Below are 24,392 nucleotides of genomic sequence, written 5' to 3' on the forward strand. Positions count from 1 at the left end.
TTCGATCATGGGATTAGGCTAGTTTTGATTTGTTTCTTTTGGTTTTGAACGCCAATGCTTTTTTAACCCTTGAGTTTTTGAACATGTAAAGTCGAGCGACTTCGTTCGATTGGTTTTGGGTTTCGATCTCAACCTGCATTTCGATCGGTTGAACGGTTACCTCCACTTTAACTTCTTTGGAAGGGTCTTGTGCAACAGCTGTAGTTGCGAAGAAGACTAGGGCGATAAGGGTCAAAACTGCTTTCATGGCTTGGGTTCTTTTTACATTGTAAAGGTATCTCCAGACCCATGCTAGCGCCCATATAACTCGCTGTGCGACAATAATTTTTCGGTAAAAAACCCAATTTCGGATAAAGTGTAAAAAAGCATCGATAACGGTTTCTGATCCGATGAACAACACACCGATACCAGGTGCATTTCATCGATCATCCGCTAAAGCCGCCTGAGGAATAAATCGGGATTTGGGCAGTTTTTTCGATAGAAATCAAGGGTTTCCGAAGCACTTACCCCGGGGTAATCCCCATGGTATTGCCCCATATCGAGGATCAACTGAAAATGAAGGTGGGGGGCATAATTCACATTGATGTCCGGGGTACCCAATGTGGCCAAAAGGGTTCCTGCTTCGAAATGTTGTCCGATGGTCAGCGATTCGAGCGACGTTTCAGACAGATGTCCGTATAGGGTATGGAACGATTTCCCTTGAAACTCGTGAATTAAGATGATGGTCGGTCCGTAGTCTCCGGTTCGGGCGTTGTTTTTAAAGCTATGCACTTTACCGGCATAGGGTACGAATACTTCGGTGCCCGCATTCGTCCAAAAATCGACCCCCAGGTGGATGTTGCGTTCCTTACCCGTTTGAAATTGATCGGAATGCTTGTAAAGGTTACGACGTTCGAGGTATCCCCCATAAGCGATACGGGCGCCTTTGGCTTGTAACTCCGAATCGATGTACCGTTGACAGTCTTCGGGATCGGAGATATCGAAAGCCCCAAGGACCTTGTTGTCAATGGAAAGGTCCAGCGAACAATAATCGTCGTTGGTGAAGGCATCTCCAAAGAGGTCCTTAGTGTCTAGTTGCTGCAAAAAGGCGTGTTCTTGACGAAAATCGGGTGCCATTATGGAATAATCAATTGGAATATGCTACTTTGCTATATTCAAAAGCTCGAAGAAGTTAACATTTTTTAACCTATCCCCCGTAAACCAAAGCCCGCTTTTGCTACTAAGCTATAAACATTACAACATGATGAAGACTTTTTTGGCCATGACTATGCTGCTAAGCGTAACGGGCTGTCAAACGAACACCAAATCAAATTCGAAGGTCGCCGCAACCGTTTCCGGTGAGCTCATCGAGAAACCTAGCTTAGAATCCCTCCAGAATTACGAAACAGCCTATTTCGCCAGTGGGTGTTTCTGGTGTGTAGAGGCGGTGTTCGAAAGCGTTAAAGGTGTCAAAGAGGTAATATCGGGGTATTCAGGGGGCAAAGAGAAAAACCCAACCTATGAACAAGTAGCGTATGGGCGTACCGGTCATGCCGAAGCCGTTAAAGTGTACTATGACCCCAAGGTCATCGGATTTCAAAAATTGGTGCAGGTGTTCTTTGGTTCCCATGACCCGACCTCATTGAATCGACAAGGGCCGGATCGAGGAGCCCAATATCGCTCCATCGCTTTCTACAAAAATGCCGAAGAGCAAAAGATCATTACCGATTACATCGCTTTATTGGAATCTGAAAACACCTATGACAGGCCCATCGTGACCCAAGTCGTGGCATTCGATACGTTTTACGATGCTGAAGAGTACCATCAGGATTTTGAAAGGAAGAATCCGAACAATTCCTATATCAGGGCGGTATCGATTCCGAGGTTGAATCGGTTCAAACAAAATTTCCCCTCGTATTTGAAAGAGGACGCCCACTGATGGATTAGTTGGAAGGAATGGCAGCTTGCCATCGGTTGGCTACGGTTGTTTTTCAACAAGTACCACTTGACTGTACTTCGAATTGATGTTGATCGATTTGGAAGCGTCACCACTTAGGTGATAGCCTTGGTGGATGTTATTATTGAAGTTATCGGAGGTTTCCAAAACCAATTTAGAGGGATAATCGAAATTAGAGGATGTTTCATTCACATAAACCGTAAACGGGGTTTGCGGGATTTTGCAATGCACTTCACCATTTTGGACATTGATATCGACATCCTGGAACCCAGGCGCTACCGATTTGATTTTCAACGCCCCCAATTTACTGGTTACCCGGGCGCTATGGATCAAACGATCGATAATCACATCCGAAGAAACAGAATTCAACCGAAGGTCGTTCACTTCCTTTAAGGTCACCCGATCGGAATAATCGGTCTTCAAGCGACCGTAATTCCATTTTTGTACAATGACCGGCGAATACGAAGCACGGATATCGGTTTTTCTGCCTTCGATCGTCGAAGCAAGCAAGCTTGCGTAGCGCAAGCTTGCATTGATATCGGTGGTCGTGGCCGCCAGTTTGACCTCACCATGTCTGACGTTCATCTTCAAACGGGTCGATTTCGGCATTTTGACTTTGATCGTCTTTTTTACCTTGTACTTTTTGTCTTCCCCGTCGGTAGAGAAGTAAAAGATACTCGGTTCGTCATCATCCCTTGAAAAGAAAATACTCCGTTCTTCACGGGCCCTTTCACGGGCTTCTTCGCGGCGTTCGCGGGCTTCTTCACGACGCTTTTCGATTTCCTCACGGCGTTTTTCCATGGCTTCGGCGCGTTCTTCATTGCGTTTCTCCATTCTTTCAAGACGCTCGGCATTCCGTTCTTCCCAAGCTTTGGCTTTCTCTTCGACACGTTTACCCCATTCCTCGTAGCGTTCCTTGTATTCCTCATCGAAGCCTTCTTTGAATTCTTCGGTCCATTTTTTCAAGTAAGCGTCACCGTCCTCCTTATAGGCACTATAATCAAAACTCTTGAATGGAATGGGGGGCATCGGTGGTAAATCGGGCAGTACTGCGATTTCGGGCAATTCCGGAATGTAAAGGTTCTCGAACAGCGGCTCCAAATCCATCACGTTATCCTCGAAATGGAAGTTGAAGTCGGAACCGGCCAAGGCAAAGTCCCAAGAACTTTGTGAATTGGTCCGTATTTCGATCGATTCACTGTTACCGACCATCTTTATCGGTTTTTTCTTGAAATAGCGTTCTATTTCTTCTTCGCTCGCACCTTCAAGGGTAACGGTTGCGATAATCTCTACTTGGTTCTTGTCCCAAGTCTCGAATTCGACATCGGCGTGGCTCGTATTGATTTCCAACACGGCATCATCACCGACGTTGAAGGTCTCTTTGTACGTCTTTGATTTGGTCTGTGCACCCAGCCCTATGGAGACCATGAGGGCCAGTGCCAGACTATACAACGTCTGTGGTTTGCTGTTCATTTTTTGATGATTTTAATTGATTTAACTTTGATTTTAATTTTTGCAACAGCTGCAATCGCAACTGCAGGTTTTTGATCAAGGCACCAATGGTCTGATCATTCGGCCCATACTCATTCAGTTCTTGGGTCAGGTTCTGGTATTCAAGGTCGAGTTGCTCGAGCTGCTCCATATACCCGTCAACGATGCCTTTGTTCGCCTCGGAAACCTCCAAATCGGCCAATTCCAAATTGATATTGGCCACGTAATAGTTTTCAACCTGTTTGAGTTCTGGTGATAAGTCACCCAACGAAATGGTCGATGCAGGCTGTTCACTGTTCTCGACCACCGTGGTCTTCGGGTCAACAGTTGGATTACTATCCGTCAATAAGAAGTAGGAGCCGATCGCAACGAATACCGCAATGGAGGCAGCGATACGCAACCCATAAAAACGAGGACGGTTTCGTTTTGGAAGGGCTTCTTCCAATTTGGCCAAAAATCGATCCTCATGACCTTCGTCCATGGTATAGGATTGCCGTTTCCGTTCTTCCTCAAAGAGCTTTTTAAGATCCCGTGCCATACTGCAATGCTTTTAATAATTCTTGTAACTGTCCTTTTCCACGCAACAATCGGGTGCGTGATGCCGTCTCGGATATGTTCAAAATCCCGGATATTTCCGCATGATCATATCCTTCCACTAAAAACAACTGCACCACATACCGGTACTTTTCCGAAAGCTGATCGATGCTTTGCTTGATCTCGGCCATGCTGATCGATTCTTCCACTTCCCAATTCCCGTCATCGGCCATATGCATGTATCCTTCATCTAGGGCAACCGTGCGTTGGTGCTTCGATTTCAAAAAATCGATGCAGCCGTTGACAACGATACGTTTTAACCATGCCCCGAAACTTACTTCCCCTTTGAACTGACCAATACGTTGAAAGGCTTTGATAAACGCCTCTTGTACCACATCTTGGGCGTCGTCGGAACTTTTCATAAACCGCATCGCGACACATAACATTCCATCACAATAGTCACGGTAAAGCTGCATTTGCGCTTTTCGATCATTGGCCTTGCATCGTGCTACCAGTTCCGTTTGTGACATGGTCGGTTTTTGGTCGTGTTCGTGTTGTTTGGTAAAAAGACGATTCAAAAAAACTGATGTGGCAAAATTGCCGTTTTTTTTTGTGTACAAAAGTTAAGTTTTCTCGTTTTGTCTTTCTAATACACAGATTTTAAGATACTTAAATAAAATGCAATACCCCGCATACTCAGTCCTTATTCAATTCTTCATACCTTCGTTAGCACACAACACGGCGAATTGGCAAAATCGAAATCCATAGAAAAGCAACGGATCGAAAAAATCAGGTCCCTGCGATCACATTCCGTATCGACTAGCTCCTTAGTCGATGGAATACACAATGGTGACCGTACTGCCTTGGCTCGGGCGATTACCTTGATCGAAAGTACCCAGACGAGCGATGCCGATAAGGCCGAAGCCCTTGTAACCTCCTGTGCGAAACAAGGATCGAATAGCATTCGTATCGGAATTACCGGAGTCCCCGGTGTGGGCAAAAGCACCTTTATCGAATCCTTTGGCCTTTATTTGGCCGGATTGGGAAAAAAAATCGCCGTTTTGGCCGTCGACCCCAGCAGCAGCATCAGCAAAGGAAGTATTCTGGGTGACAAAACCCGCATGGAGCAACTCGCCAAACACCCCAATGCCTTTATAAGGCCCTCACCGGCCAACGATGCCCTTGGTGGGGTATCGCGTAAGACTAGGGAAACCATCGTATTGTGCGAGGCCGCTGGCTTTGATGTGATTTTGGTCGAGACGGTCGGTGTTGGTCAGAGTGAGACCGAGGTTCATGGCATGGTCGATTTTTTCTTGTTGTTGAAATTAGCAGGTGCGGGAGATGGACTCCAAGGTATCAAACGCGGGATCATTGAAATGGCCGACGCCGTGATCATCAACAAGGATGATGGCGACAATCGCAAACTCGTTGAATCGGCGATTCGCGAGTTCACGAACGCCCTCCATCTTTATCCACCGAAAGAAAGTGGTTGGATTCCTAAAGTCAGCCGCTGTTCGGCGATCGAACATACGGGTATGGACTCGATTTGGGCACTGATCGGTGATTTTTTGGCCTTAACCAAAGGCAACGGTCATTTTGAAACGCATCGCAATACACAAAAACAACAATGGTTCAGAAGAGCGATCGAGAACCAACTGCATCGCAGATTTTATGCCGATCCCGTCATTGCGGAACGCATCGAACAACTTGAGGGTGAAATCAATGAAAATGAGACTACGCCTTTTGCCGCAGCCCAGAAACTGTTGGCCCTCCTCGATATGTTCTAATTAAATACGTTAAATTTGCCGCGATCAAAACCAATACATGGCCCGTATTACCGACGCTTTCCTTTCCATCGTTGTTCCCCTTTATAATGAAGAGGACAATGTGGTCCTTTTGACCGAAAAAATACATGAGAGCCTTCAAGGGTACAACTACCAGATCATCTATGTCGATGATTTTTCAAAAGACGGAACCCGCAAGGTCGTCAAGGCCATGGATGACCAGTTGGTGCATCTCATAGAATTGAAAAAGAACTACGGTCAGAGCCTTGCCTTGGCCGCCGGTATCGACTACGCGACCGGGGAGTACATCATTACCATGGACGGCGACTTGCAAAATGACCCGTCTGACATCCCACAAATGCTCGAATATGCGATTGATGGGGAGTACGACCTGATTACCGGAATCCGTCAAAAACGCCAGGATTCGTTGGTTAAGAAAATTCCATCCAAAATTGCGAATTTCCTGGTACGTCGGGTCACCAAACTGAACATCAAAGACAACGGTTGCGCCCTAAAGGTATTTACCAAAGACATTGCCAAAGGATTGAACCTTTACGGCGAAATGCACCGGTTCATAACCCTCTTGGCACATTTGGAAGGTGCCCAAATCAAGCAGGTACCGGTCAAACACCACGCACGCCATGCCGGGCAGTCGAAATATGGGCTTGAAAGGGTCTTTAAAGTCGTCGCCGATATGATGTTGCTGTTGTTCATTCGAAAGTACTTTCAAAGACCCATACACCTCTTTGGGATTTTTGGGGTGCTGTTGATTATTTTAGGTGTTTGTATCGAACTCTATTTATTGGTGGTGAAATTCGGTTTCGGCCAAGATATCGGTACCCGACCGCTGTTGATTTTCGGCATGATGTTCATACTTGGTGGCATACAGCTGTTTACGATCGGCATCGTGATGGAACTCTTGATCCGCACCTATTACGAATCACAATCAAAACGCCCCTACCGAATAAAAAAAGTGAGCATCGGTGACGGAAAAACAGCGTAAACTCCTGTCGACCACCCTTAAGTTTGTGGTGAGCATCGCCTTGCTCTACTTCATCTTTACCAAAATCGAATTCGGTGATGTTGCCCAAGTCGTCAAGACAGCGGAACCTTCCTGGATGGTGGTTGCCCTACTCTTGTTCATAGGCTCCAAAATCTTGAATTCACTTCGTCTGAACCGCTATTTCAAATCGATAGGCGTCCATATTACGGAAAGCAGCAACCTGAAGCTGTACGGCTTGGGCATGTTCTACAACTTGTTCTTACCGGGGGGCATCGGAGGTGACGCCTATAAAGGATATGCCATACACAAACGATTTGGTTCTGAAACCAAAAAACTGATCGCGGTCTTACTCTTGGATCGCTTGAACGGGATGTTGCTGATATTTAGCTTCGCTTGCTTGTTAGGGTTGGGTATCGATGCCCCTTTTTTCAGTACGGTCCGCCCCTTCCTCGTTTTGGCCATTCCTGTTTCAGTCGGGGTTTTTTGGTGGGTTTCAAAGCGCTTCTTTCCGTATACCCTTGACGTCTTTTGGGGGACCCTCGGGTACTCCGCTGTCTTACAGGCCTTACAACTGCTCACCACCTTATGCATCATGTACGCCCTTGGCATTGAGACCGGGTACACGATTTATTTGTTGGTATTCTTGGTGTCGTCGATAGTTTCGGTAATTCCATTGACCATCGGGGGTGTGGGGAGTCGCGAACTTACCTTCTTGTATGGGGCCGAATGGTTGGGACTTGATGCGAACGCGGCCATTGGCATTAGTTTCGTCTTTTTCTTGCTTACTGCCTTGGTCTCTTTGGCGGGCGGTTTTTTTCACTTCAAAAAGCCGGTTTTGAAGGCGACCAAAACCTAATAGACGTGTACCAAGTGGACCTTGTTCAACTTTCGGTGTCGGGTCGTTGGATCTAAAAACTTGAATTGCAATCGGGTAATCCTGAATTGATCCACGGTCAATTGTTGATCCCAATCAATACCCGAAGCCTTGAGACGTTCCAATTCCCCATCACTTACATACAACCAAACATCCTTACGTCCTTCGACCGATTCGAAATCAATGATCTTTACAGGCGCCCTATTATAAAAATCAAGGGCCCAAGTGTGTTTCTCGGAAAACTTATAGATCGCATTTACGGGGATACCCGTTTCCTTGACTTTTTGGGCCATGGTCGAACCTCCCTGATAGCCAAGTAATCGCGGATAGAAATGGGCGTTCAAAACAAAATTGAGCAGTAGCGAACTGTAGACCGAAAGGGTAATGATCCGCATATAATAGGCCTCACGTTTCAAGCAGAAATACACGATGATCGCTAGCAAAACGATCAGAATGACGTACTTGTAGGTTTGCTCGAATTTAAAAACGTAAAACGTGACCAATAGGGAGAAAATAAAAACCAGTGCCAATATGAAATACTGTACGCCCAGTAAGAACTTAATTTCCTTGTTCTTGGTGAACCGGTATAGACTGTGCACATAAGAGGCCGTCAAAATCGCGTACAACGGCATCATGATATTCATGTAATGCGGCAACTTGAACTGCGCAAAACTGATAATGAAAAAGATCAAGGTTATCCCCCCCAAGGTGAGGAATTCATATTTCGGGTTGTATTGAAACCTCATTTTGACAAAGGTCTTCACCCGCCACCAGTACCCCAATAGGGCCAGAACCGTCCACGGTAAAAAGACCCATAGGAAGGTGTGGAAAAAGAAAAAATAATCACTGCTGTTCTTACCTACGCCTTCACCGCTCAATCGTTCGAAACTCTGTTCCCAGAAAATAAAGAAAATCCCGCTGCGCCCACTCTTACCCCGAATGACCTTTTCAGGATGCAAATCGAATTGGTGGTAATACGCATATAGCATCGGACTGATGGTCAGTGCGAAAACCATCAGAGCGACAAGTACTTTCCAACTGAGAAAAGCGTGCCATTTTCGGGTATATAGGAGGTGGCAAAAAAGACAGATCCCGATGACCAATAAGGCGATCTGCCCTTTGGTCGAAAAAGCCATTCCGGCTCCGAACGCCCCTAAAACGATATGATACAAGCGATTTTTTTCGATATAGGCCACCAATTGCCAGATGGCGAAAATGGTAAAGCCCGTCAAAACGGCATCGGTGCGTACATCGATCGCCCCCAAGACAATCGTTTGGGCGGTCAAGAAAATCAAGGCGGCGAATTTCCCGATATCCGCATTGTACAGCAACTTGCCCAATCCATAGCAGCTATACCCGGCCAATAGGGTCGCCAAAATGCCCGGTATGCGATAGGCCCAGTCATGTATGCCGAAAACTTTGAATGATAAGGCGGCTAGCCAATAGTGCATATGGGGCTTGTCAAGATATTCTTCCGGACCTTTGAACAGCTGAAGAAAGTCGTTCTCTTGAACCATCCTCATGGCCATGACCGCAAATTGGGCGGAATCGTTTTCAAAAAGCGTCGCGAACATTCCGGCGATATACACCAAGACGATCAATGCCAATAAGAACCAATACCTCGCGGTAGAAATCATCCCCCAATCTTGTTACGTGCAAAGATATATAACTTGAAAAACACCCATCCGAAAAAAGTGCCGACCAACCCCCCGGTAAGCACGTCCAAAGGAAAATGCACCCCGATATAGATACGGCTGTACGCTACGAGTATCGCCCATAACAACAGTATGGGCCATAGCCAACGTAGTCGGTTTAAGAATAACCTAGAGAAAAAGGAGGCGACCACAAATGCATTGGCGGCATGGGCGGAGAAATAGGCGTACTGACCACCACAATAGCTCTTGACCAATCGCATTTGGGAGGCAATGTCAGGGTCATGGCAGGGTCGCAATCGGCGCAGGCCGTATTTAAAAAAATTAGACAATTGATCGGTACAGGTCACCATCAAAGCAGTGGCGACCGTAATCATGAGTAAGCCCTTGATACCAAATTGACGGTAACACAGGATTACCAAGACCAAGTAAAGTGGGATGGAATTCTTAGAGGTGGTCAAGAACATCCAAAATGCATCCCAATCCGGGGTACCAAGGCCGTTCAAATACAAAAACAACCGCTCGTCAGCTTGAATAAGGCCTTCCAACATGATCAGTCATCATAACGTGAAACTTCGCGATCATAGAAAGCGATGGCAGCTTCGATCAAACTACCGGCTTCCGTTTCGAGTTCGGCCTGATCTTCTTGCGAAAATTCTTCGAACCACTCGACCTCATCATTTTCAAGGTTGATGATAAACCTCGGAAATTCAGTGTGTACTACGTAAATCCCATTTGGGAAATCGGTGTTGTCACCGAGCAGAAATTTTGGTAATTCCATTAGCGGTATTTCAAAATCAGTCGTTTCGTCAAATAATTGAACCGAAGATACAACATTGCCGCCGATGCCGTCAGACCGAGCAGGAGACCGATCCAAATACCCGTACTTTTATACGGGGTGTATAGTCCCAAATAAAAAGAAGCAGGAAACCCGATCAACCAATAAGCGATGAATGTGATCACCGTAGGGATCTTGACATCTTGCAAGCCCCTTAAAGCCCCTAGGACCACAACTTGTATTCCGTCTGAAATTTGGAAAAAGGCCGCAACCAACAACAATTTGGCCGCCAGCAAGATCACTTCGGTATTGTCTTTTTGCTCTGTGAGATCATCAACGTCGAGATAGATCGTCGGTAGCCAATCCCTCCCCCATAAAAACAGCAGGGCGAACACGATTTCGATGAGCAGGGTCAAGAAAAATACGGAACGTGCGATTCGATTGAGCTCCGTGAGATTACCTAGGCCTTTTTGATTTCCGACCCGCACCATGGCCGCAACGCTCAATCCCATGCCGACCATGAAGGTCATGCTACTTAAATTCAAGGCGATTTGATTTGCCGCCTGGGCGTTTTTGCCCAAGACACCGCTCAACCATATCGCAGCGGTGAACAAAGCCACCTCAAAGAACATCTGCATGGCGGATGGAAAACCCAAACTAACGATCTTGTTCATGACCTTGCGCTCGATGCGTTTGAAATCAAATCCTGAAACGTAGTTCTTGAACTGTTTTCGGCGTTTCAGCAAATACCAAATAAAGCCCACCATGATACAACGGGAAACCAGGGTGCCGATCGCCGCCCCGACAATGCCCATTTTCGGGAAACCGAACGATCCGAAAATCAACAGATAGTTCAGGGCGATATTGACCACGTTGGCCAAAATGGTGGCGTACATGGGATACTTGGTCTGTGATAAACCTTCAGAAAACTGTTTAAAGGCTTGGAAAACAATCAGGGGAACCAAAGAAAAAGCGACCAATTTCAGATAGGGCATAGCCAAGGTGACCACCTCCTCAGGTTGATCCATTTCATACATTAGCGGGGTACACAAGAGAATGATTCCGAAAAGGCCCAAGCCTAAGAAAGTACACAAGACCAACCCGTGTTTGAGGGCGCTTTTCGCTCCCTTCGGATTTCCCGCCCCATCAGCCTCCGCGACCAAAGGGGTAATCGCGGTTGAAAATCCAATTCCCAACGACATGGCAATGAAGACAAAACTGTTTCCCAAAGAAACCGCCGCCAGTTCTGCCGTGCCCAACTGACCGACCATAATGTTATCGGCAAAGGCGACAAAGGTGTGGCCAAGCATCCCCAAAATGACCGGATAGGCCAATTTCAGGTTGTATGCGAATTCTTTGGTGTATGCGTTTAACGACATAGGAATTACCGTCCTGTTTATAGTTTTCTAGGTTTAGCGGTGCCCCGATTGCTTGGCCTCTTCCCAAAAGACATCCATTTCTGCAAGGGTCATGTCGCTGAGGGATTTGCCCAAGGTTTTGGCTTTTTGTTCCAAATATTGGAACCTTCCGATAAACTTCTTATTCGTTCGCTCTAAGGCGTTTTCAGGGTTGACCCCGAGAAAGCGCGCGTAATTGACCATCGAAAAAAGGACGTCGCCGAATTCGGAAGTTATGGCTTCGGTATCGGCCTTTTTGACTTCTTCCTGCAATTCGCCCAGTTCTTCTTTCAACTTCTCGAAGACCTGTTCGGGCCGTTCCCAATCGAAACCGACTCCGGCTACCTTTTCTTGGATGCGATTGGCCTTCACCAAGGCAGGCAAACTGTTAGGAACCCCCTCAAGGACACTTTTCTTGCCTTCCTTCAATTTAATGGCTTCCCAATTGCGCTTGACTTCTGCTTCATCGGCAACGTCGACATCCCCATAGATATGCGGGTGTCGATGGATCAATTTTTCGGCAATGCCATGGGCCACATCGGCAATATCGAAATCACCGCTTTCCGACCCGATCTTTGCGTAAAACACGATATGCAACAACAAATCCCCCAATTCTTTTTTTACCTCGTTCAAATCGTTGTCGAGGATCGCATCACCCAATTCATAGGTCTCTTCAATGGTCAAGTGGCGGAGGCTTTCCATGGTCTGCTTACGGTCCCATGGGCATTGTTCCCGTAGCTCGTCCATTATGGTCAGCAACCGATCGAAAGCGGCCAATTGGTTTTCCCTAGTGTTCATGACAAATTATTGAGCCCCAAAACTACAAAGCCCATCGATGTTTGCCTCCGAATTCGCAAAAAAGAAACCAACACTTATCAACCGCTTCCGCTATGAAATAGTTTACCTTTAGCTAAACGAATCCATCATTCAAAACAAAAATCATGAACCATCCGATCCGATCATTCCTAATCGCAATCTTATCATTGACCGCAGTGGGCACTACATCAGCCCAAGAAGTGATCAAACTCCCGAAAACGGACGATTCGAACGTCACTTGGACAGGGGATGAAAAGCAATACTTTTCACAAATATGGCAGACCGAAGTGGTGACCAATGTCTCCCGACCGACCATGGAAATTTATCGCCCAGAGGGTGCCAATACGGGTACGGCCGTAGTCATCGCACCCGGTGGTGGTTTGTATGCCCAAAGTATCATGAGTGAAGGAAGACAGGTGGCCCAATGGCTTGCAAAAAAAGGGGTAACGGGAGTGGTCTTGAAATACCGACTGGTACCGACAGGTGACGATGGTGTGGCCGAAATCTCCAAAGAATCGATGGTTGACCCCAAAGGGATGTTCGATAAAGTGGCCCAAGTACTCCCCTATTCGGTTACCGATGGTTTGAATGCCATTGCTTACCTGAAGGAACATGCAACTGCTTATGGAATCGACCCCGAAAAAATCGGCTTTATGGGCTTTTCGGCCGGTGGCGCCGTGACCATGGGAGTCGGCTACGGATACGACGCCTCGAACCGACCTGGTTTTCTGGTGCCGGTCTATCCATGGACCGATGCCCAAGCCGTGCAGCCACCAAAGCCGGATACCCCTCCGATGTTCATCGTTTGTGCCAGCGACGACCCCCTTGGGCTTGCCAAGGGATCGGTCGAACTCTACACCTCGATGTTCACCGCACAGCGAAGTGTCGCCCTACAGATGTATGCCAAAGGAGGGCACGGATTCGGAATGCGGACCCAAGGACTTCCATCCGACCGTTGGATCGAACGTTTTTACGATTGGGCGATCAGTGAAAAATTAATAGCCGTTAGTCCGTAACTTGGAAAGGTATGGCCCAAAAGGAGCCCTTTTCAGTGCATGCAAGCGTTATCGTTTCTTGCTGTGGCGCCAATGGGATGAAGACTTGCCCAAGGTATTGTTCATCGGCTTGAATCCTTCCGTTGCCGATGACCGTAGCGATGACCCGACCACGAAACGCATCATGGGGCTATCGAAACAACTAGGTTTCGGGGGCTGCTTTTTGATGAACTGTTTTCCGCATATTGCGACAGACCCCAAGAATTTGGAAGCTTCGGTGTCAAAAATCGAAGACCCCGATCTGTTACCGAGCATTTTGGCAGTTTGCGAAACCACGGTTTTTGCCTGGGGCAACCACCCCATGGTACGACAACAGGGAAAAGACCGCTGGTTCTTTGAACGCATCCCGGATGCCAAGGTACTCGGGTTTACTAAAAAGGGAAATCCGAGACACCCGCTGTACGTGCCTTACAACACCGAATTGAAATCGTATCGGTGATGCCGTACTTTCTTCGTATTTTTCAGCTAAAATCAATGGATATGCGCCTACGGTTAAGCCTGATCGTCTTGCTGATCGGTTTCGGTCTACAAGCCCAAGAAAAGAATTCTTTCGACCAAGAAGTAAAAGCCATCGTCAAACGAAACGATTCCCTTTGGAACAGTTCGCAGGAAACCGTGGTATTCGCAGGCAGCTCCAGTATCCGTTTTTGGAAAGACCTCCAAGAACGGTTTCCGGATACCCAAGTATTGAATTCAGGATTCGGGGGGTCCCAAGCCAGTGACCTATTGGTCCATTTGGACGACTTGGTCCTACGTTACAAACCGAAACAAGTCTTCATTTATGAAGGCGATAATGATATCAATGCCAAAAAACGACCGAAAAAGATCTTGGAGACCACGGCCCAGATCGTTGCTAACTTAAGGCAACGACTCCCTGATGTGGCCGTTGTCCTCATTTCGGCCAAGCCCAGTTTATCGCGATGGAAATTGCGGGGCAAATACCGAAGGCTGAACAAACGGTTCGCCAAATATGCCCAAATGGAGGACAAGGTGGCCTTTGTCGATGTCTGGCACCCCATGCTCAACGGACGCAAAGTTCGCAAGGACCTCTTCGTTTCAGACGGCCTCCACATGAACGGAACGGGCTACGATATCTGGTATGAGACCATCAAAACCTACGTGGAATAGTCGTGAAAATATAAGATCGACTATTGACAAAATGCTATTCAAGTTTTGGAAAGTGAACGGTTAACTTTGTGTAACAACCTTAGGAAACCGCAATTAAAAAACAACCTTATGTTCCGATCGACTATACCCAACGCACTATTGGTCTCTGTTTTCGCAATCTCGATTTTTTCCTGTAGCCCGGAAAAAAAAGTGCTCAATCTTCCTGAGACCGATTTGTCGAAAGCAGCGATGATTCCGATGCCCTTGAAAGTAGTACCTACCCATTCGGCCTTTGCCCTTGACCAATACACCGCCATTTACACCACTCCTTCACAGACCGATATGGAGGCGGTGGGCACTTTTCTCTCCGAAAAGATCAATGCGAAGACCGGGTTGCGGCTCACGGTCAATGATACGGAAGGCAGTGTGGTCGATCGCGTGATTTTCATCAACCAATCCGACAGCATCGCCCAACGGGGTGATGAAGCCTATGAACTCTATATTACCAAAGATTCGGTCATTTTGAGCGCTGCCAACAGTGAAGCCGCCTTTCGGGGTATACAGACGCTACGACAGTTGATTCCAGAGCAGGCCAACGACAGTCTGAACGAACAGGCCATTTGGCCCGTACCGACCGGCAAGGTATACGACAGTCCGAATTTCGGTTTCCGAGGTGCCATGTTGGATGTGGCCCGCCATTTCTTTTCAGTAGAGGACGTCAAAAAGTACATCGAACTGCTGGCCTATTACAAAATCAATGTCTTGCACTTACACCTGACCGACGATCAAGGATGGCGCATCGAGATCAAATCATGGCCCAAGTTGACCACGGTTGGTGGTAGTACGGAAGTAGGTGGTGAATCAGGTGGGTACTATACCCAAGAAGAGTATGCTGAAATCGTGGCCTTTGCCGAAAAACACCACATGATGGTGATTCCTGAAGTCGATATGCCCGGGCATACCAATGCGGCTTCGGTTTCCTATCCTTTCCTAAATGGCAATGGTAAAACCCCGAAACTATATGAAGGTACCCATGTCGGTTTCAGTACTTTCGATACCCGAAAAGATACGGTGTACAGTTTCATCGATGACGTGGTCAGGGAAATATCGGCCTTGACCCCCGGACCGTATTTCCATATCGGGGGCGATGAGAGCCACGTGACCAAGAAGAACGACTACCGCTATTTCGTAGAGCGGGTCGAAAAAATCGTCAATGCCCATGGCAAGCGGATGATCGGATGGGATGAGGTGGCCAATGCGAATATTGGATCCTCATCGGTCTCCCAATTTTGGCATAGTGAGGAAAACGCCAAGACGGCGGTTGAAAAAGGCATGCAGGTCATCCTCTCCCCTGCGAAGAAGGCCTATCTCGATATGCAATACGATACCTTTTCCAAACACGGTCTACATTGGGCGGCCTATATTCCCGTAGATACGGCCTATGTTTGGACCCCGGAAACCTATAGCGGCATACCCAAAGAACACATCCTAGGGGTCGAAGCCCCCTTGTGGTCCGAAACCATCAGTACCGTATCGGAATTGGAATATCTGGCCTTTCCGAGGGTCATCGGCTATTCGGAGCTCAGTTGGTCGATCGAGGCCAATCGCGATTGGACCGACTATAAGGATCGATTGGCTCGCCAAGCCCCTTTTCTGGAGCGTATGGACGTCAACTATTATCCGTCAAAGCTGATCGATTGGCAAAAGGAAACGTCGCCTGAATTAAAAGATGGGAATGGGATGTAAGGTCCGATTTCAGACCGATTCTATGGGGTTTATTCCTCCTCCGTACTAGCAGCGCTCTCGGAGAAATCAGTGATCTTATGATCGTGAAGGATGTTGTACCATTGAATGATCTTTTTGATATCACTGGCATACACCCGGTCTTCATCATAGTTGGGAAGGACTTCGAAAAAGTACTCTTCGAGTTTGAGCTTATCCTCTTTGTGTCCGATGGAGGTTTTGTTGCCGTTTTCCTTGTTTTTGATCTTTTGGAAAACTTCCCGCAACGGCACTTCTTCTTCAAGGGTATAGATGGCGATTTCGGACAACACGCTAACGTTGTTCCGCAAACCGACGGAAATGCGTTTGCCGTCGAGCAACGATTCGCCCACAAAGCCGGTGCGTGTCTGTGTCAACAACTTATAAAGTCCGGGCTTTCCCCCTATGGATAAAATTTTATCAAGTGCCATGTTCGATTTGATTTGCTCGCGCAAAAATATGCTATTATCGGTTCAATTGTGGCATTAACGCCCTTTTTTAAGATTCGGGAAACGCATTTTGTAATCCACATTGATTTTCCCTTTCGAGATCTTTTCCAAACGATTTTTCAGCAAGCGTTTTTTTAGGGTCGATAACTTGTCGGTAAAGAGGATCCCTTCGATATGATCGTATTCGTGTTGGATGATCCTGGCGGCCAATCCCGAATACGATTCGGTATGTGTATTCAAATGCTCGTCTTGGTAGGTTATCGTAATATCAGGTTTTCTACTTACGTCTTCCCTGATATCCGGAATACTCAAACACCCTTCATTGAAAGGCCATTCACTGCCTTCTTCCGAATCGATGGTAGGGTTGATGAACACTTTTTTGAAATCGCCCAATTGCTTCCTTTCGGCGGCGTCGAGATCTTCATCCTCGGCAAAAGGGGAAGCATCGACAACGAAAATACGCAGCGCCAATCCGACTTGGGGTCCTGCCAATCCGACCCCTGAGGCATTGTACATGGTGTCGAACATATTGGCGATCAATTCGTCCAACTTCGGATGATCTTCCGGAATGTCCTTCGCAACCTTTCGCAACACGGGATCACCGTAGGCGATAATGGGTAATACCATAACTTATCTTCTTTCTAGGTAGGCTTGTAGGATCAGGGTGGCGCTCACCTCATCGAGCAAAGCCTTGTTCTGTCTTTGTTTCTTTTTCACACGGGAATCGACTAAGCTCCGCGCCGCCATTTTCGATGTAAAACGTTCGTCTTGCCTGACAACGGGCAACTCTGGAAAATATTCCTTCAACTTAACAATGAACTTTACGATTTCCGATTCGACCTCGGAAGGTGAACCATCCATGCGCTTCGGTTCTCCGATTACTAAGGTCTCGACTGCGTTCTCGGCCAGGTATTCCTTCAGGAAATCCATCAATTCGGTGGTGGCCACGGTACGTAATCCGGAAGCGATCAATTGAAGTTCATCAGTGACCGCAAGTCCGGTTCTCACCGTACCGAAATCCAATGCCAGAATTATTCCCAATGCGAAATTTTGGCAAAAATAAACCTAAAAATGTTATGCCTTTAAAATTGGAACGAATATTAGGGACTAGGGGTTATATTTGCCGAAAATTTACCACATGGATGCATTGCGACGGCAAATAGAAGCTGCTTGGGAGGATAGGGAATTGCTTAAGGAAGCTGAAACACAAGCGGCCATTCGCGAACTCATCGCCTTGGTCGATGCGGGTACACTGCGTTGTGCCGAACCCGCTTCAGACGGATGGCAAATCAATGAGTGGGTCAAAAAAGGAGTGGTGCTTTACTTTCCTATCCAACAAATGGAAGTACATGAAGTGGGAATCTTCGAATACCATGACAAGATTCCTTTGAAAAGCGGGTATCAAGAAAAAGGGATCCGCGTTGTACCGCATGCGGTTGCCCGACACGGGGCCTATATCTCTAAAGGAACTATTTTGATGCCCAGTTATGTCAATATCGGGGCCTATGTCGATGAAGGGACCATGGTCGATACTTGGGCTACGGTAGGTAGCTGTGCCCAAATCGGTAAAAACGTACACCTTAGTGGCGGTGTAGGTATTGGCGGGGTGTTAGAACCCTTACAGGCAGCTCCGGTGATCATCGAAGACAATGCCTTTATCGGTTCGCGCTGTATCGTGGTCGAAGGGGTACACGTTGGTCAAGAAGCAGTATTGGGCGCCAACGTTGTTTTGACGGCCTCAACGAAGATCATCGACGTCACTGGTGACGAACCCGTGACCTTGAAAGGTAGGGTTCCGGCCCGTTCGGTTGTTATACCAGGGAGTTACACCAAAGAATTTCCAGCAGGGAATTATCAAGTACCTTGTGCGCTTATTATTGGGAAAAGGAAAGAAAGTACGGACAAAAAAACATCCCTGAATAACGCACTACGTACCCATGATGTCGCTGTATAAATTGTTGGATTTTTACATTGCTGGATAATTTTTTGAGAATATTTTTGTTATAGCTTTGTAAGCTTTAAGCCACAATAACCAAAAAATAAAGATTCTGAAAGCCCCAAAACCAAATATTACCGCGCTTGTTATTACCTACAACGAAATTGGTTATATCGAAAAGTGCATCGAGTCGATTTCCTTTGCTGATGAATTGATCGTTGTCGATTCATACAGCACCGATGGCACCTACGAATATTTGCTGGCCCAACCCAATGTCAAGGTAATCCAGCACCCGTTTAAGAATTTCACAGCGCAAAAATCATACGCCCTCAAGCAGGCGAGCCATGATTGGATCTTGTTCGTAGATGCCGATGAAGTGGTCGGTGATGCCCTGCGTGAAGAAATCGCTGAAACGGTGAACGATCCCAATGCCTGCGAAGCGTATTGGTTCTATCGGGCCTTCATGTTCCAAAATGAACGGTTGAATTACAGCGGTTGGCAGACCGATAAAAACCATCGCCTGTTCCGAAAGAGCAAAGCTAAGTTCACCGATCGTAAGATCGTTCACGAAACCTTGGAAGTCGATGGCAACTCCTGTATACTAAAAGAACGCTTGACGCACTATTGCTATAAAGATTACGAAGATTATAAGGGCAAAATGCTTCGCTACGGGCAATTGAAGGCCAAAGAGGCTTTTTACAAGGAAAAGCGGTTCAACTATTTGTTCATGTACCTCAGACCAAGCTGGAAGTTTTTCAACCACTTCATACTCCGTTTAGGCTTTCTCGATGGCAAAAAAGGATTGACGATCAGTTATTTGAACGCCCTAGGGGTGTACGAACGGTATCGTGAACTCAAACGCTTGGAGAAGAAAAACGAACTGGCTTACTATTTGGTAATGCCGTAATGCGTCCAAACGTGTTTGGCCGTTCTCGTTTCCTTTCGAATGGCTCGATTTTTCGCAATTGATTCCGGGGTTTTGTAGCCACGCTTGTGATCCAAATGCACACAGACGGCACTGTAACGCAGTTGCTTCGATTTCAGACCGAAATTGAACAACCGCTCGCCCAATTCCCTATCCTGCCCCCCATATTGCATGCGCTCATCGAAACCGTTGACGTTTAGGATATCCTTTTTCCATCCGGAAGAATTGTGACCGTTCCAACTGGCATTGGTCGGTGTAAAGGTATTCAGCACGAAAGAAATGAAGCCTTTAGCGGTCAACTTGTTGTTCTTAAAGGTTTTTGGGATGCCCTTTTCTTTCAACCAATGGATATCAAAGCAATTCTGCGCTTCGATATCGGCAAGGGTAATTTGTTTCGAAACGTTCATGGGCAACATATAGTAACCGCCTGAAATGAAATACCCTTTGGCTTTATTGATATAATGCACTTCGACAAAATCTTCGCGCGGTATGCAGTCCCCATCGGTCATAACGATGTACTCCGCATTACAGGCCATGATCGCTTTGTTCAAAATACGCGATTTCTGGAACCCGTCGTCTTCTTGCCAAACATGGATCAAGCGATAGCCGACCTTAGCAGCCATGGTATCGATCAATTCCTTGGTCGCCGGCCCCGAACCATCATCGGCCACAATGACCTCAAAATTTTTGAACAACTGGCAATGGAAACCCCATAGTACTTTTTCAAGCCAGTCTTCGGCATTGTACGTACTTACGATGACCGATATTTTGGGGAGTTCGTGTTGCGATTGGTCCATTGGGCAAAAATAGGAAAGTCAGGTCAAATCGTTGGTCAAAAAATAAGATTGCGAAAGGCTAACGCCGAATTGGCCCCTTGGCTTCGGTTCTGGGCAGTTTGAAGCCGAAGTGTTTGCTGATGGCTTCCCATTGGTTGCGGTTGAAGTCCATTTTATTGTTGACATGCTTTAAGGCCACTTTTTGGGTACCCCATACGGGGATGGGCTCCGGTGGGGGATTGGTCGATGCCATCGACCGCTTCCCTTTGAGCAGGGCACAGGTCTTGAACCATAGGTCATCGCTCTTTGGGGCGATCTCGGTAAAGAGGTCCACGTTTTTGGCCTCCTCGTCCAAGATTCCGGGAGGGTATAGCACCAAAAAGGCCCCGACGGGCATCAACAACCACGGATCCACTTTGGCTTCCTTGACGAACGGCCATTGCAGATAAGAACGCACCGCACCTTCGGCATCGTACGAAATTTCACGACAACGGTTTCCGATGACACAGTCAGGATGCTTCAGGTGCTGCTCATAGGTCATCTTCAAGGCCGACGGATGGTAAATCAAATCGTCATCACAGGTGATAATGATACGATCCGGAAACGCGTCAAGGCTATGGATCAATTTGCGGTGTGAAAAGGTATAGGGCGAATACCGGATCTCGAAAATATCGCCTTGCAACGAAGCCAAAGATCGTGGAAGGGTTTCTTCAAGATCATGGTGTAACCAAAGTACGATTTTTTCAGGCAGGGCATCTTGGCACAGCAAGCTTCGAACCGTGGTTGACAAGGCATGCAAGCGCGATGGGATCGAGGTCAACGAAACGATGACCGGAAGCCTGGGCTTGCCCTTGCCCTGTAGCTGGGAAGGCTTTTTTAGGGCCAAACGTGCCTGATGGTAAAACGATACGGGGATTTCGGACAATTTCATGCGGTGCTGTAATGCGAATGTGTTCGACGGAGCAAGCTACGAAATGCAAATCAAAACGGCCATTGCCAAGCTGAAGTTTTACACCTACTTTTGAAATCGCGAAACCAAGATGCACCCAATACTTATGGCCAAATCGATTCCACAGGAAGTCTTAGATGAAATCAATGCCTGTCTTCCCATTCTTGAAACCGGTGGGCTTATCGTCTATCCGACCGATACCGTTTGGGGTATCGGATGCGATGCTACCAATGCGGAAGCCGTTCGCAAAGTCTACGCTTTGAAAAATCGGGAAGATTCGAAGGCCCTGATCTGTTTGGTTGCCCATCAAGCCATGTTGGAACGCCACGTGCATGAAGTTCCTGAACCGGCTTATGACATTATGGATCTTAGTACCAAACCGACCACTATTATTTATGACCGACCGAAAAACGTGGCTCCGAATTTGATCGCTGCCGATGATTCTTTGGCCATCCGCGTCGCTAGCGATCGCTTTTGCCAATACTTGATCCGCAGGTTCGGTAGGCCGATCGTTTCGACCTCCGCCAATATCTCGGGCGAACCTACCCCACCACAATATGCGAGTATCTCCCCTAAAATTTTAGGAGGTGTCGACTATGTGGTAAATTTGCACCGTGAAACCGTGCGTACCGCCCCTTCATCGATCATCAAGTTGGGCAATGACGGTACGGTTCGGGTGATTCGAGAATAACATGTTGCAGGAAGACTACAGTAAGGCGGTTGACATCCCGGTTTTTTCAATGATTCGCGAGGCGGCGGCCACACTTCAAGTGGACTGTTATGTCATTGGTGGTTTCGTACGGGATCATTTACTACAAAGGGCGGTGAAAAAGGATATCGACATCGTCGTGGTCGGAAGCGGCATCCAACTGGCCCGAAAAGTGGCCGCGCTACTGCCTGGCAAACCCGATGTTACCGTTTTTAAAAACTTCGGTACGGCGATGATCAAAACGGCCTCGTATGAAGTGGAATTCGTTGGGGCTCGTAAGGAAAGTTACAACCGTGACAGCCGCAAGCCCTTTGTGGAAGACGGCAGTTTGGAAGATGACCAAAAACGCCGTGATTTTACCATCAACGCCCTAGCCATATCGTTGAACAGCGCCGATTTCGGACAGCTATTGGACCCGTTTGAAGGGGTATCGGATTTGGCCGATAAAACCATACGTACCCCTTTGGAACCGAACATCACCTTTTCCGATGATCCGCTCCGTATGATGCGAGCCATCCGCTTTGCGACACAACTGGGCTTTGAGATCGAATTGGGATCCCTTCAAGCCATTTCCAAAAACAAAGATCGCCTGAAGATCGTATCCAAAGAACGCATCATCGATGAGTTCAACAAGATCATGATGGCCGATAAACCCTCAGTAGGCTTGAAATTGTTACACCAAACCGGGTTGATGGCCTTCATCCTACCCGAACTCCTGGCCTTACAAGGTATCGAAGAAGTCGAGGGCCAACGCCATAAAGACAACTTCTGGCATACCCTTGAGGTGGTCGACAACATATCACGGACCACCGACGACCTCTGGTTGCGCTGGGCCGCCCTGCTTCACGATATCGGCAAGGCGCCGACCAAACGATTTGATAAAAAAATAGGATGGACCTTCCATGCCCACGAGTTCGTTGGTTCCAAAATGGTCTATAAGGTATTCAAAAGGCTCCGCATGCCCTTGAACGAAAAAATGAAATTCGTCCAGAAAATGGTCTTGATGAGTTCTCGGCCGGTTATCCTATCGCAAGATCATGTCACCGATTCGGCCGTACGCCGTTTGGTGTTCGATGCCGGCGATCATGTCGATGATCTGATGACCCTCTGTGAAGCTGATATTACCACCAAAAACCCTAAGAAACAGCGCAGATACCTGCACAATTTCAAGATCGTTCGACAAAAAATCGTCGAAGTGGAAGAACGTGATCGCATTCGGAATTTCCAACCACCAGTGAGCGGCGAGGAAATCATGCAAGCCTTTCAACTGAAACCCTCCCGCGAAATCGGGATCATCAAAGAGGCCATCAAGGAGGCGATTTTATCGGGCGAAATCCCCAACGAGCGTGAAGCCGCTTATCGATACATGCTTGATAAAGGCCAGGAAATCGGACTTAAACGACAAGACGCATGATTCACAACTTCCACAAATTGGCGAAAATCACTTTGGTATTGGTCTATTTGGTCATTGTTGCCGGGGCGGTAGTGCGCATGACGGGCAGTGGTATGGGCTGTCCAGATTGGCCCAAGTGTTTTGGCTACTACATTCCCCCGACAGAAGAAGCCACACTGCAATGGCAAGCTGGGCGAGCCTTCGAAAAAGGGCAGGTCATCATCGTCGAACAAGCCCTGAAGGTCGCCAAAGAAGATTTTACCACAGGAACAAGTTTCGACCCCCAAAACTGGGAGGCCTATACCAAACATGATTACGCCACCTTTAACGTATGGCATACCTGGGTGGAATACATCAACCGTTTGCTCGGGGCGTTGGCGGGCTTAGCGACCTTGGCCTTGGCCTTATTTTCGTTCCGGTTCTTGAAAACAGACCGCTTGCGTGTGCTGCTTTCCTGTTTGGTCGTCATCGGTATGGGCTTTCAAGCTTGGTTGGGGGCCACGGTCGTCTATTCTGTTTTGGCACCCTATAAGATTACCTTGCACATGCTCATGGCCTTGGTCATCGTAGCACTACTATTGATCGTCATCAAGCGCAGTGCGCCCAAGGTTTTAGAAACGGAACGCCCGCCTTCACGATGGTTCGGATTGGTTTTGGTGATTGCGCTAGTCCTCAGTTTGGTGCAGATCGTACTTGGCACCCAGGTGCGTGAATTTATCGACCTCCAAATAAAAACCTTGGGTGAGGCCTCAAAATCGGACTGGTTGGCCGCACCCACCATGACCTTCTATGTGCATCGGACTTTCTCGATCTTGGTCTTGCTATTGAACCTCTACCTGTTCGTTCATGTAAGACGCTATGCGCTTCCTTTCAAAAAAATGAACGCGGTCATGCTGTTGCTAGGGCTCGAAATCGCTACGGGCATCTTGATGTACTACGTTGATTTCCCGTTTGGGAGCCAACCCTTGCATTTGGTGCTCGCAAGCATCCTCTTCGGGGTGCAATACTATCTCATATTGGAGTACCGCGATTTGTCCGTTGCTACGAAATCTTCGTAACTTTACACC

General features: G+C 47.4%; 28 protein-coding genes. 13 read left to right on the plus strand and 15 right to left on the minus strand.

Annotation, left to right across the window (positions count from 1 at the left end):
* Positions 1–13: 13 nt before the first annotated feature.
* Together ABV409_RS11610 and ABV409_RS11615 are read right to left on the minus strand one after the other, a co-directional pair.
* Positions 14–247, minus strand: a complete 234-nt coding sequence (locus ABV409_RS11610; protein WP_353877756.1) for a hypothetical protein — start codon at positions 245–247, stop codon at positions 14–16.
* Positions 248–432: 185 nt separating this feature from the next.
* The gene (locus ABV409_RS11615; protein ID WP_353877757.1) at positions 433–1,116 is read right to left on the minus strand and encodes a peptidoglycan DD-metalloendopeptidase family protein; all 684 of its coding nucleotides are present in this window, start codon (positions 1,114–1,116) and stop codon (positions 433–435) included.
* A 124-nt stretch (positions 1,117–1,240) separates the two neighbouring features.
* On the opposite strand from ABV409_RS11615, the gene msrA reads away from it, so the two are divergent.
* Positions 1,241–1,918 carry a peptide-methionine (S)-S-oxide reductase MsrA gene (msrA, locus tag ABV409_RS11620; RefSeq protein WP_425590004.1) on the plus strand — a complete coding sequence of 226 codons (678 nt, stop codon included), beginning with the start codon at positions 1,241–1,243 and terminating at the stop codon, positions 1,916–1,918.
* Between the two features lie 39 nt (positions 1,919–1,957).
* Here the strand turns inward: msrA and ABV409_RS11625 are convergent, their stop codons facing one another.
* The 3 genes from ABV409_RS11625 to ABV409_RS11635 are packed head-to-tail and all read right to left on the minus strand — an operon-like array spanning position 1,958 to position 4,491.
* Positions 1,958–3,409 carry a DUF4097 family beta strand repeat-containing protein gene (locus tag ABV409_RS11625; protein WP_353877758.1) on the minus strand — a complete coding sequence of 484 codons (1,452 nt, stop codon included), beginning with the start codon at positions 3,407–3,409 and terminating at the stop codon, positions 1,958–1,960.
* Entirely contained in the window at positions 3,381–3,965 is a 585-nt protein-coding gene (locus tag ABV409_RS11630; RefSeq protein WP_353877759.1) for a hypothetical protein, read from the minus strand. Before ABV409_RS11630 ends, ABV409_RS11625 begins: the two co-directional genes overlap by 29 nt.
* A complete protein-coding gene (locus tag ABV409_RS11635; protein WP_353877760.1) occupies positions 3,949–4,491 on the minus strand; it encodes an RNA polymerase sigma factor in 543 nt (180 codons plus the stop codon). Before ABV409_RS11635 ends, ABV409_RS11630 begins: the two co-directional genes overlap by 17 nt.
* A 216-nt stretch (positions 4,492–4,707) precedes the next feature.
* On the opposite strand from ABV409_RS11635, the gene meaB reads away from it, so the two are divergent.
* The 3 genes from meaB to ABV409_RS11650 are packed head-to-tail and all read left to right on the plus strand — an operon-like array spanning position 4,708 to position 7,604.
* Positions 4,708–5,748 (plus strand): methylmalonyl Co-A mutase-associated GTPase MeaB, encoded by a 1,041-nt coding sequence (gene meaB / locus ABV409_RS11640; protein WP_353877761.1) that lies wholly within the window; start codon positions 4,708–4,710, stop codon positions 5,746–5,748.
* Between the two features lie 37 nt (positions 5,749–5,785).
* The gene (locus ABV409_RS11645) at positions 5,786–6,748 is read left to right on the plus strand and encodes a glycosyltransferase family 2 protein (RefSeq protein ID WP_353877762.1); all 963 of its coding nucleotides are present in this window, start codon (positions 5,786–5,788) and stop codon (positions 6,746–6,748) included.
* Entirely contained in the window at positions 6,729–7,604 is an 876-nt protein-coding gene (locus ABV409_RS11650) for a lysylphosphatidylglycerol synthase transmembrane domain-containing protein (RefSeq protein ID WP_353877763.1), read from the plus strand. The genes ABV409_RS11645 and ABV409_RS11650 overlap by 20 nt, the downstream gene beginning before the upstream one ends.
* On the opposite strand, the gene ABV409_RS11655 is transcribed toward ABV409_RS11650, so the two are convergent.
* The 5 genes from ABV409_RS11655 to mazG are packed head-to-tail and all read right to left on the minus strand — an operon-like array spanning position 7,601 to position 12,247.
* Entirely contained in the window at positions 7,601–9,259 is a 1,659-nt protein-coding gene (locus tag ABV409_RS11655; protein WP_353877764.1) for an ArnT family glycosyltransferase, read from the minus strand. The two genes, ABV409_RS11650 and ABV409_RS11655, sit on opposite strands and share 4 nt — an antisense overlap.
* A complete protein-coding gene (locus ABV409_RS11660; RefSeq protein WP_353877765.1) occupies positions 9,256–9,825 on the minus strand; it encodes a phosphatase PAP2 family protein in 570 nt (189 codons plus the stop codon). Before ABV409_RS11660 ends, ABV409_RS11655 begins: the two co-directional genes overlap by 4 nt.
* A gap of 2 nt (positions 9,826–9,827) precedes the next feature.
* Positions 9,828–10,055 carry a DUF8828 family protein gene (locus ABV409_RS11665; protein WP_353877766.1) on the minus strand — a complete coding sequence of 76 codons (228 nt, stop codon included), beginning with the start codon at positions 10,053–10,055 and terminating at the stop codon, positions 9,828–9,830.
* The gene (locus tag ABV409_RS11670) at positions 10,055–11,431 is read right to left on the minus strand and encodes an MATE family efflux transporter (RefSeq protein ID WP_353877767.1); all 1,377 of its coding nucleotides are present in this window, start codon (positions 11,429–11,431) and stop codon (positions 10,055–10,057) included. Before ABV409_RS11670 ends, ABV409_RS11665 begins: the two co-directional genes overlap by 1 nt.
* Before the next feature lie 33 nt (positions 11,432–11,464).
* Positions 11,465–12,247 (minus strand): nucleoside triphosphate pyrophosphohydrolase, encoded by a 783-nt coding sequence (gene mazG, locus ABV409_RS11675; protein WP_353877768.1) that lies wholly within the window; start codon positions 12,245–12,247, stop codon positions 11,465–11,467.
* A gap of 143 nt (positions 12,248–12,390) precedes the next feature.
* Here mazG and ABV409_RS11680 point away from each other — a divergent pair, with 143 nt between their 5' ends.
* The 4 genes from ABV409_RS11680 (at position 12,391) to ABV409_RS11695 (ending at position 16,173) form a co-directional block, all read left to right on the plus strand.
* Positions 12,391–13,281 carry an alpha/beta hydrolase gene (locus ABV409_RS11680; protein ID WP_353877769.1) on the plus strand — a complete coding sequence of 297 codons (891 nt, stop codon included), beginning with the start codon at positions 12,391–12,393 and terminating at the stop codon, positions 13,279–13,281.
* A gap of 1 nt (position 13,282) precedes the next feature.
* Positions 13,283–13,759, plus strand: coding sequence for a DUF1643 domain-containing protein (locus ABV409_RS11685; protein ID WP_353877770.1), 477 nt, complete (start codon positions 13,283–13,285; stop codon positions 13,757–13,759).
* Between the two features lie 41 nt (positions 13,760–13,800).
* Positions 13,801–14,448: a GDSL-type esterase/lipase family protein gene (locus tag ABV409_RS11690; protein ID WP_353877771.1), complete on the plus strand. Its 648-nt coding sequence runs from the start codon at positions 13,801–13,803 to the stop codon at positions 14,446–14,448.
* Between the two features lie 108 nt (positions 14,449–14,556).
* Complete coding sequence (locus ABV409_RS11695) at positions 14,557–16,173, plus strand: beta-N-acetylhexosaminidase (protein ID WP_353877772.1); 1,617 nt, start codon at positions 14,557–14,559, stop codon at positions 16,171–16,173.
* A 29-nt stretch (positions 16,174–16,202) separates the two neighbouring features.
* Here ABV409_RS11695 and ABV409_RS11700 read toward each other — a convergent pair whose 3' ends face one another.
* From ABV409_RS11700 to ruvX, 3 genes are read right to left on the minus strand one after another with little or no spacing between them, the layout of a single operon-like run.
* Complete coding sequence (locus ABV409_RS11700) at positions 16,203–16,619, minus strand: DUF5606 family protein (RefSeq protein WP_353877773.1); 417 nt, start codon at positions 16,617–16,619, stop codon at positions 16,203–16,205.
* 54 nt (positions 16,620–16,673) lie between these two features.
* Positions 16,674–17,264, minus strand: a complete 591-nt coding sequence (gene def, locus ABV409_RS11705) for a peptide deformylase (RefSeq protein WP_353877774.1) — start codon at positions 17,262–17,264, stop codon at positions 16,674–16,676.
* Positions 17,265–17,267: 3 nt separating this feature from the next.
* Positions 17,268–17,678 carry a Holliday junction resolvase RuvX gene (gene ruvX / locus ABV409_RS11710; RefSeq protein ID WP_353877775.1) on the minus strand — a complete coding sequence of 137 codons (411 nt, stop codon included), beginning with the start codon at positions 17,676–17,678 and terminating at the stop codon, positions 17,268–17,270.
* Positions 17,679–17,775: 97 nt separating this feature from the next.
* Between ruvX and ABV409_RS11715 the strand changes: the two genes are divergently transcribed.
* Entirely contained in the window at positions 17,776–18,591 is an 816-nt protein-coding gene (locus ABV409_RS11715) for a 2,3,4,5-tetrahydropyridine-2,6-dicarboxylate N-succinyltransferase (protein ID WP_353877776.1), read from the plus strand.
* A gap of 85 nt (positions 18,592–18,676) precedes the next feature.
* Positions 18,677–19,480: a glycosyltransferase family 2 protein gene (locus tag ABV409_RS11720; protein WP_353878173.1), complete on the plus strand. Its 804-nt coding sequence runs from the start codon at positions 18,677–18,679 to the stop codon at positions 19,478–19,480.
* Here ABV409_RS11720 and ABV409_RS11725 read toward each other — a convergent pair.
* A complete protein-coding gene (locus ABV409_RS11725) occupies positions 19,462–20,295 on the minus strand; it encodes a glycosyltransferase family 2 protein (protein ID WP_353877777.1) in 834 nt (277 codons plus the stop codon). The genes ABV409_RS11720 and ABV409_RS11725 overlap by 19 nt on opposite strands.
* Positions 20,296–20,353: 58 nt before the next feature.
* A complete protein-coding gene (locus ABV409_RS11730) occupies positions 20,354–21,205 on the minus strand; it encodes a glycosyltransferase family A protein (RefSeq protein WP_353877778.1) in 852 nt (283 codons plus the stop codon).
* A gap of 109 nt (positions 21,206–21,314) precedes the next feature.
* On the opposite strand from ABV409_RS11730, the gene ABV409_RS11735 reads away from it, so the two are divergent.
* From ABV409_RS11735 to ABV409_RS11745, 3 genes are read left to right on the plus strand one after another with little or no spacing between them, the layout of a single operon-like run.
* A complete protein-coding gene (locus ABV409_RS11735) occupies positions 21,315–21,914 on the plus strand; it encodes an L-threonylcarbamoyladenylate synthase (RefSeq protein ID WP_353877779.1) in 600 nt (199 codons plus the stop codon).
* Between the two features lies 1 nt (position 21,915).
* Positions 21,916–23,346: a CCA tRNA nucleotidyltransferase gene (locus tag ABV409_RS11740; RefSeq protein ID WP_353877780.1), complete on the plus strand. Its 1,431-nt coding sequence runs from the start codon at positions 21,916–21,918 to the stop codon at positions 23,344–23,346.
* On the plus strand, positions 23,343–24,383 hold the full coding sequence (locus ABV409_RS11745) for a COX15/CtaA family protein (protein WP_353877781.1): 1,041 nt from the start codon (positions 23,343–23,345) through the stop codon (positions 24,381–24,383). Before ABV409_RS11740 ends, ABV409_RS11745 begins: the two co-directional genes overlap by 4 nt.
* Positions 24,384–24,392: the final 9 nt, after the last annotated feature.

This window comes from Flagellimonas algarum (assembly GCF_040513375.1).
GTDB classification, from domain to species: domain Bacteria; phylum Bacteroidota; class Bacteroidia; order Flavobacteriales; family Flavobacteriaceae; genus Flagellimonas_B; species Flagellimonas_B algarum.